This window comes from Novosphingobium jiangmenense (assembly GCF_015694345.1).
In the GTDB taxonomy this organism is placed as follows: Bacteria; Pseudomonadota; Alphaproteobacteria; order Sphingomonadales; family Sphingomonadaceae; genus Novosphingobium; species Novosphingobium jiangmenense.
The window spans coordinates 189,925-198,761 of record NZ_JADQDC010000009.1 but is presented as its reverse complement, the minus strand read 5'-3'; the positions used below and the strand labels follow the sequence as shown (position 1 = coordinate 198,761).

Genomic DNA, 8,837 nt, shown 5'->3' with positions numbered 1-8,837 from the left:
GACGCCGGAAAACCGCCAAAGGTCATCCTCATCGCCATCATGCGCAAACTCATCTGCGCTCTCAACGCCATGGTCAAAAACAACCAACCATGGACCGCATAACAAGACGGTTGCTCCCCATTTGCACCTGCGGTGAAAATGGGGAGGATTTGGGCGCTTCAGCGGCCTTTGCGCAGGACGATGTAGACCGCACCCGCCCCGCCGTGCCTCGGCTGTGCGGGGCGTACGGCTGCGATTTGGCTGGCGTGGGGGCTGTGGGCGAGCCAGTCCAGCAGTTTGGCGCGGATGGCGCCGCGGCGGTTGCCGCGGTCGTCCTGGGCGTCGTGGGGGCGGGGTTTGCCGGCGATGAGGAGCATGACGCGGGCGCCCATGGCGAGGGCTTGCGACAGGCTGGCATTGAGGCGTGTGTGGGCGGCGTCGAGGGTGAGGCCGTGGAGGTCTATGGTTACGTCCGGGGTGATGGGGCCGCGCGACAGCTTGCGGTCCCAGGTGGAATCGAGGCCGTGGTTTTGCAGTGGGCGGGCGACCGGGGTTGGCGCGGGCGTGGGGAGCGGCGGGGGGACGCGGCCTTTTATGCGCTTGGCGGGTGGGGGTGGGAGCGTGGTGGCGAGCGCGGGTTCCACCGCTTTGGCCTTGGGGCGCGGCGGGTGGATCGGGGTGATCGTGGCGGCGACCTTGTTCCACAGGTCGGCCTCCTCCGGGGAGAGGCCTCTGGGAGCCCTTGCCACTATCGGACTCTCACTGCTGGCCGAGACGCGCCAGCGTCCCCTTCGGCAGGAGGATGAGGGCGCGGCCTCTGGCGCTCATGCCGCCAGCGATCTGGCGGGCTTCGGGGCCTGCGCCCCAGAAGCTGTCAAAGCGGTTGGCGCCCTGGATTGCGCCGCCGGTGTCCTGCGCGACCCACAAGCCGCTGGCTTCCTTGCGGTCTACCTGCAGCCAGACCGGTGCGCCCAGCGGCACGAAGGCAGGGTCGACCGCGACGGTGCTTTTCCCGGCGATGGGCACGTTCAGCGCGCCGACCGGGCCGGGGCCGGTCAGCTCGCGGAAGAAGACATAGCTGCGGTTCTGGCGCATCAGCTGGTCGCCCGCATCGGGGAAATCGCGCAGGTATTGCTGGATGCCCTGCATCGAGCCGGAATACTGGCCGGGGGAGGACCCGATCAGTCCGCGCTCGCGCATCAGCGAGCCGATGCCGGTGTAGGGGTAGCCGTTCTGCCCGGCAAAGCCGAGGCGGATCACGCTGCCATCGGGCGTGCGCAGCCGTCCCGAACCCTGGATCTGGAGGAAGAAGAATTCGATCCTGTCGGCGGCCCAGGCGATCTCGAGGCCCTTGCCCTGAAGGGCGCCGTCCTCGATCTGGCCGCGGTCGTAGTAGGGGGTGAAGACGCCGGCATCGTCGTAACGGCCCCATGGCATCCTGCCATCGGGCTGCGGCTGCGCGTCGCCCGGCCTGGCGCGGACGAGGTCCTTCGGCAGGGCATAGACGGGCACTTCGTAACCCGGCTGGCGGGTGCGCGATCCGGCGATCTCGGGCTCGAAATAGCCGGTGACGAAGGCCGCGCCGTCGCCGACTTCGGCGGTTTCGAAATAGGTGGTGAAGAAGCGCGCGGCCTCGCCCGCAGGCCATGTCGGCGCGGCGGCGCAGGCAGGCGCCCAGTCCTCGGGGCGGGTGAGTCCGGTGTTGTCGGTGCGCTTCGTGACGCGTGGGCAGGAGGTGACGAAGGCCTGCAGCGCGGCGGCGGTGTTGTCAGGCTTGAAGCCGAGGCCTGCGGTGACGGGGCCGCGCATGACGCCGGTTAATGCGGCATTGGCGGGTTTTACGGTTGGCGGCGTCGGCGGGGTGACGGGGCGGGGGCCGGTAGTTTCGGGCACGAGACGCACGCAGCCGCCAAGCAGAAAGAGCGCCGCGATGATCGCAGCGCTCTTATCTTTGCCGAACTTCGTAGAAGCTTTCACTTGAAGCCTCAGGCCTCGTCGGTCTCGTCGAGCAGCCAGTCGGGATCGCGCGAGGTGAGGTCGCGGCGGAAGGTCCACAGGTCGCGCGCTTCGATCGCATCGTCAAGCGAGCCGGCGATGACCTGCCCTTCCGCGTTGCGGGTGACCGAGGCGATGTCTGCGAGGAAGCGGACGGTGATGCGCGCGGTCTGCCCTTCGATCGAGGCGGCGACGATGCGCGCTTCCTCGATGCGGATGACGCGAGCGTCGATCACTTCGCCAGCGGCGGTGCGGGCATCGATCGCGGCGCTGAAACCTTCGTAGACGTCAGCGTCGCAGAGCTGGAGCAGCTCGTCCTTGTCGCCGCGCCAGAAGGCTTCGAGGATCATCGAATAGGCGCCCTTGGACCCTGCAAGGAACTGCGCGAGATCGAAGCGGCGGTCGGCCGAGATGATCGCGCGGACGCCGGCCTCGGCGCTGTTGTCGAATGTGCTGGGTGCGGGCGCTGCGAGTTCGCGCGGGCGCGGGGCGGCGGAACCGCCCTGCTGCTGGATCGGCGCTTGCGTTTTGGCCGAAGGGTCGGGCTGTTCGATCCGGCGGCGCATCGGCTCCTCGTCATGCTCGGGCCGGCGGCCGAGGACGGAGTAGAGGCGCAGGCCGAGGAAGGCCGCAATCATCGCCAGGATCACAATTTGAACAATCACGCGCAAGATTCCCGAACTGTCCACGGCCCAGGATCGGAAGCCCTGAGTGCATGGCGTCATGCCAACGTGCCTCAAATAGGTACGGATTACAAATGAACAACGCGTGCATGGCCCTTTGGGCGGATACCGGGGCGAAGAATCTCGCCGGGTTGTGGCCTTCGTGCGCCAGATAAAGGCGGATTGCGGCCTTCTGGCCATGATGCTAGGCGCGCGGCCAAGGGAAACCCACACAGAAAGCACGTCTGATATGGCCGACGAAGGCAACATCATTTCGAATCTCAACCTTGATGGTCCGGTGCCGAACGGCGAGGACACTTCGCCTGCGATCGGCCTGATCTCGCAGTACGTGAAGGACCTGTCGGTCGAGAACCCGAATGCGCCGGAATCCTACCAGTGGACCGAAGCGCCCGACATCGCGGTGGACTTCAACATCTCGGCCCGCGCGATCCAGCCGGAGATCCACGAGATCGAGCTGAAGATCAACGTGACCTCGAAGGGCGCGCAGGGCACGGCGTTCATCGTCGAGCTGGCCTATTGCGGGTTGATCGGCATGCGCAACGTGCCGGACGACCAGGCCCACCCGTTCCTGTTCGCCGAAGGTCCGCGCATCCTGTTCCCGTTCGCCCGCCGCATCGTTGCCGATGCCGTGCGCGATGCCGGTTACCCGCCGCTGATGCTCGAGCCGATCGATTTCACCGGCCTGTACATGCAGCAGCTGGCGCAGGCCCAGGCAACTGCCGAGGCGACTCCGGCGGGTCAGGCCTGATCTTACAACCGGTGGCCATGGAGCGAAGGCCATGAACTTGCTCAAGGCCACCGGTTCGATTGGCGGGCTGACTTTGCTCAGCCGTATCCTCGGGCTGGTGCGCGACAGTCTGTTTGCGCGGTTTGTCGGCGCGGCGTTTGCTTCGGACGCGTTTCTGGTGGCGTTCCGGCTGCCCAACATGTTCCGCGCACTGTTTGCCGAAGGCGCGTTTGCCAGCGCCTTCATCCCGATGTTCAACAAGAAGGTCGCCGACCCGGAAGGCGCAGGCCTGCGTGACGGGCTGGACTTTGCCGAGGCTGCGCTGGCGGTGCTGCTGCCGGTGCTGCTGTTCATGACGGTGGTGCTGGAGGTCTTCGCCTGGCCGGTCACGCTGCTTTTGTCGGGCAGGTTCAACGGGGTGAGCGCCGAGCAGTTCGCCTATGCGGTGGAACTGTCGCGCTGGACGATCCCCTATCTGATGCTGATCAGCATCGTCTCGCTGTTTGGCGGGATTCTCAACTCGCTGGGCAAATTCTGGGTCAACGCGGCGGCGCCGATCCTGCTGAACCTGACGCTGATCGTGGCGCTGCTGGGGTTCCATTCCGACGATCCGCTGGTGACCGCGCGCAATCAGGCGATTGCGGTCTCGGTTTCGGGCGCGTTGCAGCTGCTGTGGCTGGCGTGGGCTTGCCGGAAAAACGGCGTGAAGTTGCGGCTGCGGCGGCCGCGTTTGTCGCCGGAAGTGAAGCAGTTGCTCAAGCTGATCCTGCCGGCGGCGGCGGGTGCGGGGGCGGTGCAGATCAATCTGGTGATCTCGACGGCGCTTGCCGCATCGCTGCTCGACCATGGCTCGGTTACCTACATCTACATGGCCGACCGGCTGAACCAGCTGCCGCTGGGGCTGATCGGCATCGGCCTTGGCACGGTGCTGCTGCCGACGATCTCGCGCCAGCTGGGCGGGGGCGAGGACGCGGCGGCGATGGAGACGCAGAACCGGGGCATGGAGCTGGCGCTGCTGCTGACGCTGCCCGCCACGGTGGCGCTGGTGCTGTGCGGCGAGCCGATTGCGGCGGCGCTGTTCGGCTATGGCAAGTTCGACGCCAATGACACGCACTTCACCGCGCAGGCGCTGGCGGCGTTCTCGATCGGGCTGCCGAGCTACATTCTGGTGAAGGTGCTGACGCCGGGATACTACGCGCGGCAGGATACGAAGACGCCGGTGCGCTATGCCACGATCTCGATGGTGGTGAACCTTGTCGGCAATCTGGCGCTGATCGTGCCGCTCAGGCACATGGGGCCGCCGCTGGCGACCGCGATTGCCTCGACGGTGAACGTCTGGCTGCTCTATCACACGCTGGTCAAGCGCGGGCACTTTGCCGCCGATGCGCGGCTCAAGCGGCGTACGATGCGGCTGGCGCTGGCGGCGCTGGCGATGGGCGCGGTGCTGTGGGCGGGGCAGGGGCTGGTCATGCCCTATGTCCATGGCACGTGGACCTTGCGCATCGCGGCGATGGGCGCACTGGTCACCGCCGGGGTCGTCGTCTATGGCCTCGCTGCCGTCCTGACCGGGGCTTTCCGGGTGGACGACTTGAAGCTTCTCCTGCGGCGTCGCCGCTCCAACTGAAGGCACTGAAATGCGTATCGTTTCCGGCATCCAGCCCACCGGCAATCTCCACCTCGGCAATTACCTGGGTGCGATCCGGAACTGGGTGCGCATGCAGGACGAGTGGTCGGCCAAGGGCGGGCAGTGCCTTTACTTCCTTGCCGATCTGCACGCGATCTCGATGCCGCATTCCCCGGCGGAACTCGCCGCCAACACCCGCGAAATGGTGGCGGCGCTGGTTTCGTGCGGGATCGATCCCGACAAGTCTGTCCTGTTCAACCAGGCGCAGGTTCCCGCCCATGCCGAACTGCAATGGCTGCTGAACGGCACCGCGCGGATGGGCTGGCTCAACCGCATGACGCAGTGGAAGGACAAGGCGGGCAAGAACCGCGAGGGCGCGAGCGTGGCGCTGTTCACCTATCCTGTACTGCAGGCGGCGGACGTGCTGCTTTATCAGGCGACGCACGTTCCGGTGGGCGAGGACCAGAAGCAGCACCTGGAACTCGCACGCGACATCGCGCAGAAGTTCAACAACGACTTCTGTGCAGAGGACGCACCGCTGTTCACGCTGCCCGATCCGATCATTCCGCCCGAGGCCGCGCGCATCATGTCGCTGCGCGATGGTTCGGCCAAGATGAGCAAGTCCGACCCTTCGGACATGAGCCGCATCAACCTGACCGACGATGCCGATGCGATCATGCAGAAGGTGAAGAAGGCCAAGACCGATCCCGAGCCGCTGCCGGGCACGGTCGAGGGGCTGGCAGGGCGGCCTGAAGCCAACAACCTTGTCGGTATTTTTGCGGCAATGGCAGGGATTACCCCGGCCGAGGTGCTGGCGCAGTTCGAGGGCAAGGGCTTTGGCCAGTTCAAGCCCGCGCTGGGCGAACTGCTGGTCGAGACGCTGTCGCCGATGGCGGCGCGTTATCGCCAGCTGCGCGAGGATGGTGAGGCGCTCGATGCGATTCTGGCCAAGGGCGCGTTGAAGGCGCGGGATCTGGCTGCACCGACGCTGGCGAAGACCTATCAGGCGCTCGGCCTCGTAAGAGGCTGATTTTTCGCAGCTTCGTTGCAAAAGATTACGGGCCTGCAACATATGTTGCAGGCACCATTCAACGTGCATTCAGCACTTCCCGTCCAAAAAGACGGCATGCTATGCAGTGCGTGCGTCTGGCAAGGGGCGGCGGGCGCATAACAGGAGTCGCAAGGATGAATTCCGTTTCGCAAGTGAAGCCCTCTTCTTCCGGCAAGCGTCGTCTGCTCGGGCTGTCGGCGGTCTCGCTGATGCTCGTCTCGCTCGCTGGTTGCACCACCCCGTTCAAGGCCGACGTCAAGCGCTTTCAGGCGCAACTGCCGGCGCCGACCGGGCAGACCTTTGCCGTCGTCGCCGACGATCCGAAGGATGCCGGTGGCCTCGAGTTTGCGCAGTATGCCTCGCTCGTCGGCAAGCAGATGGAGAAGCTGGGCTATCAGCCGGCAGCTCCCGAGAACGCGGACCTGCTGGTCAAGTTCGACTATGGCATCGATGGCGGGCGCGACCGCGTTCGCTCCACCGGCTTTGCCGACCCGTTCTGGGGCGGTTGGGGTGGCTGGGGCGGCTGGGGCCCGGGTTGGGGTCGTGGCTGGGGCCGTCGTGGCTTTGTCGGCGGCGGCTGGGGTTGGGGATGGAACGATCCGTTCTTCTTCGGCGGTCCCGGCTGGGGCGCTGGCGGGGTTGACGTGGTGACCGTCTATACCTCGGGCATGGACCTGAAGATCGACCGCCGCGCCGACGGCAAGCGTCTGTTCGAGGGCAAGGCGGAAGCCGCCTCTTCGTCGAACCGCCTGTCCTACGTCGTGCCGAACCTCGTCGAGGCGATGTTCACCGACTTCCCCGGCAACAACGGGGAAACGGTGAGGATCTCGATCGCGCCGGAAAAGAAGACGGTGAAGAAGGTCGACTGAGCTTCTTCACGCCGTTTTTTGCAAAGGGCCTCGCAGCGATGCGGGGCCTTTTTGTTTGTCCTGAAGTTGGATGCCCACCCCGTCCGCCTAAGCCTTGCTGCGCAAGGCCAAGGCTCCCGGCCCTCCCGCCTGCGGGAGGGCAAAAGAGCAGGTCTTTCGACTCCCCTCCCGCACGCGGGAGGGGTTGGGGGTGGGCATTCAGCCCTTGAGCGCCGCCAATCCACCGGTGGAGCCGAAGCCGCCTTCGCCGCGGGTGGTCTCGTCGAGTTCCTCGACCTCGAGCCAGGTGCCGCGCGTTACCGGGGCGAGGACGAGTTGCGCCACGCGGTCGCCCCGGCGGATCGAGAAGACCTCAGGCCCGAGGTTGATCATGATGACCTTCAATTCGCCGCGATAGTCGCTGTCGATGGTGCCCGGCGTGTTCGGGACGGTGACGCCGTGCTTGAGCGCGAGGCCGGAGCGGGGGCGGACCTGGATTTCGTAGCCGGCGGGGATCGCCATCGACAGGCCGGTGGCGACCGCATGGCGTGCGCCGGGAGCAAGATCGACGTCTTCGGCCGAGACCACGTCCATGCCGGCTGCGCCATCGGTGGCATAGGCGGGTAGCGGCAGGCCCTCGCCATGGGGCAGGCGCTTGAGCAGGACGGGGACTTCAGGCGAGTGCATCGGCGATTCTTTCGATCAGGAGCGCGGCTGCCGCGTCCTTGGGGAGTTCGGGCAGGGTCTCGACGCCGCTCGCGCTGACGATGTGGAGGACGTTCATTTCACCGCCCATCTTGTGCGTGGCGACATCGTTGGCGACGATCCAGTCGGCACCCTTGCGGGCGAGCTTGGCGCGGGCGTGATCGAGCACGTCGTTGGTTTCGGCAGCGAAGCCGACGACCAGCGGCGGGCGGCGCTCGGACTTGCAAAGGGTGGCGAGGATGTCGGGGTTTTCGACCAGTTGCAGCGGCGGAACCGCGCCGGAGCCGTCCTTCTTGATCTTCTGCGCCGCTTCTCCGGCGCTGCGCCAGTCGGCCACGGCGGCGACCATGATCGCGACGTCGGCGGGGATCGCGGCGTCGACGGCGGCGGCCATCTCGCGCGCGGTCTCGACGTCGATGCGGGTGACGCCCTGTGGCGTCGGCAGGTTGACCGGACCGGAGACGAGGGTGACCTTTGCGCCCGCCCGCGCGGCGGCGGCGGCGATGGCGTAGCCCTGCTTGCCGCTCGAGCGGTTGGCGATGTAGCGCACCGGGTCGATCGGTTCGTGCGTGGGGCCTGCGGTGATGAGGACGTGCTTGCCGGTGAGGGGCTTGGCCGCCCTGCCGAGTTGCCGCGCAATTTCTGCGCAGATCTCGGGCGGTTCGGGCAGGCGGCCGGGGCCGAATTCGCCGCAGGCCATCGCGCCTTCGTCGGGCTCCATCACGGTCACGCCATCGCCGCGCAGGGTGGCGACGTTGCGCCGGGTGGCGGGGTGCTGCCACATGCGCACGTTCATGGCGGGCACGGCGAGCACCGGCTTGTCGGTGGCGAGGAGGAGGGTGGTCGCCAGATCGTTGGCGATGCCGCCAGCCATGCGCGCCAGGAGGTCTGCCGTGGCGGGGCAGACGACGACGAGGTCGGCTTGGCGCGAGAGCTGGATGTGGCCCATCTCGACCTCGTTCTTGAGGTCCCACAGCGTGGTGTGGACAGGGTTTTCCGAAAGCGCGGCCAGCGTCATCGCGGTGACGAAGTGCGATCCGCCCTCGGTCAGCACGCAGGTGACGTCCGCGCCTTCCTTGCGCAGCAGGCGGACGAGTTCGCACGACTTGTAGGCCGCGATGCCGCCGCCAATGATGAGCAGGATGCGTGTACCCTTCATGGCTGCGGCTTGTGCAATGGCGGGCAGGATCGCGCAATCCTTTTGCGCGAGGGAACGCGTTGGGGC

The 8,837-nt window shown here is 66.6% G+C and carries 9 protein-coding genes; 4 read left to right on the top strand and 5 right to left on the bottom strand.

Translation table 11 applies throughout. From position 1 onward, the window contains the following. Positions 1-158: 158 nt before the first annotated feature. From I2488_RS14075 to I2488_RS14065, 3 genes are read right to left on the bottom strand one after another with little or no spacing between them, the layout of a single operon-like run. The gene (locus I2488_RS14075; protein WP_196276445.1) at positions 159-728 is read right to left on the bottom strand and encodes a Smr/MutS family protein; all 570 of its coding nucleotides are present in this window, start codon (positions 726-728) and stop codon (positions 159-161) included. Positions 729-738: 10 nt separating this feature from the next. After that, complete coding sequence (mltA, locus tag I2488_RS14070; protein WP_196276444.1) at positions 739-1,956, bottom strand: MltA domain-containing protein; 1,218 nt, start codon at positions 1,954-1,956, stop codon at positions 739-741. An 8-nt stretch (positions 1,957-1,964) separates the two neighbouring features. After that, positions 1,965-2,639 carry a Tim44/TimA family putative adaptor protein gene (locus I2488_RS14065; RefSeq protein WP_196276443.1) on the bottom strand — a complete coding sequence of 225 codons (675 nt, stop codon included), beginning with the start codon at positions 2,637-2,639 and terminating at the stop codon, positions 1,965-1,967. Positions 2,640-2,886: 247 nt separating this feature from the next. Here I2488_RS14065 and secB point away from each other — a divergent pair, with 247 nt between their 5' ends. The 4 genes from secB to I2488_RS14045 all read left to right on the top strand — a co-directional run bounded on the left by secB (position 2,887) and on the right by I2488_RS14045 (position 6,928). Beyond that, positions 2,887-3,405 (top strand): protein-export chaperone SecB, encoded by a 519-nt coding sequence (gene secB, locus I2488_RS14060; RefSeq protein WP_196276442.1) that lies wholly within the window; start codon positions 2,887-2,889, stop codon positions 3,403-3,405. 31 nt (positions 3,406-3,436) lie between these two features. Continuing rightward, the gene (gene murJ / locus I2488_RS14055; protein ID WP_196276441.1) at positions 3,437-5,008 is read left to right on the top strand and encodes a murein biosynthesis integral membrane protein MurJ; all 1,572 of its coding nucleotides are present in this window, start codon (positions 3,437-3,439) and stop codon (positions 5,006-5,008) included. A 10-nt stretch (positions 5,009-5,018) separates the two neighbouring features. After that, positions 5,019-6,038, top strand: a complete 1,020-nt coding sequence (gene trpS, locus I2488_RS14050) for a tryptophan--tRNA ligase (protein WP_196276440.1) — start codon at positions 5,019-5,021, stop codon at positions 6,036-6,038. Between the two features lie 155 nt (positions 6,039-6,193). Next, the gene (locus I2488_RS14045) at positions 6,194-6,928 is read left to right on the top strand and encodes a DUF4136 domain-containing protein (RefSeq protein WP_196276439.1); all 735 of its coding nucleotides are present in this window, start codon (positions 6,194-6,196) and stop codon (positions 6,926-6,928) included. 198 nt (positions 6,929-7,126) lie between these two features. Here the strand turns inward: I2488_RS14045 and dut are convergent, their stop codons facing one another. Together dut and coaBC are read right to left on the bottom strand one after the other, a co-directional pair. Then, on the bottom strand, positions 7,127-7,594 hold the full coding sequence (gene dut, locus I2488_RS14040) for a dUTP diphosphatase (protein ID WP_196276438.1): 468 nt from the start codon (positions 7,592-7,594) through the stop codon (positions 7,127-7,129). Continuing rightward, a complete protein-coding gene (gene coaBC / locus I2488_RS14035; RefSeq protein ID WP_196276437.1) occupies positions 7,581-8,771 on the bottom strand; it encodes a bifunctional phosphopantothenoylcysteine decarboxylase/phosphopantothenate--cysteine ligase CoaBC in 1,191 nt (396 codons plus the stop codon). Before coaBC ends, dut begins: the two co-directional genes overlap by 14 nt. Positions 8,772-8,837: the final 66 nt, after the last annotated feature.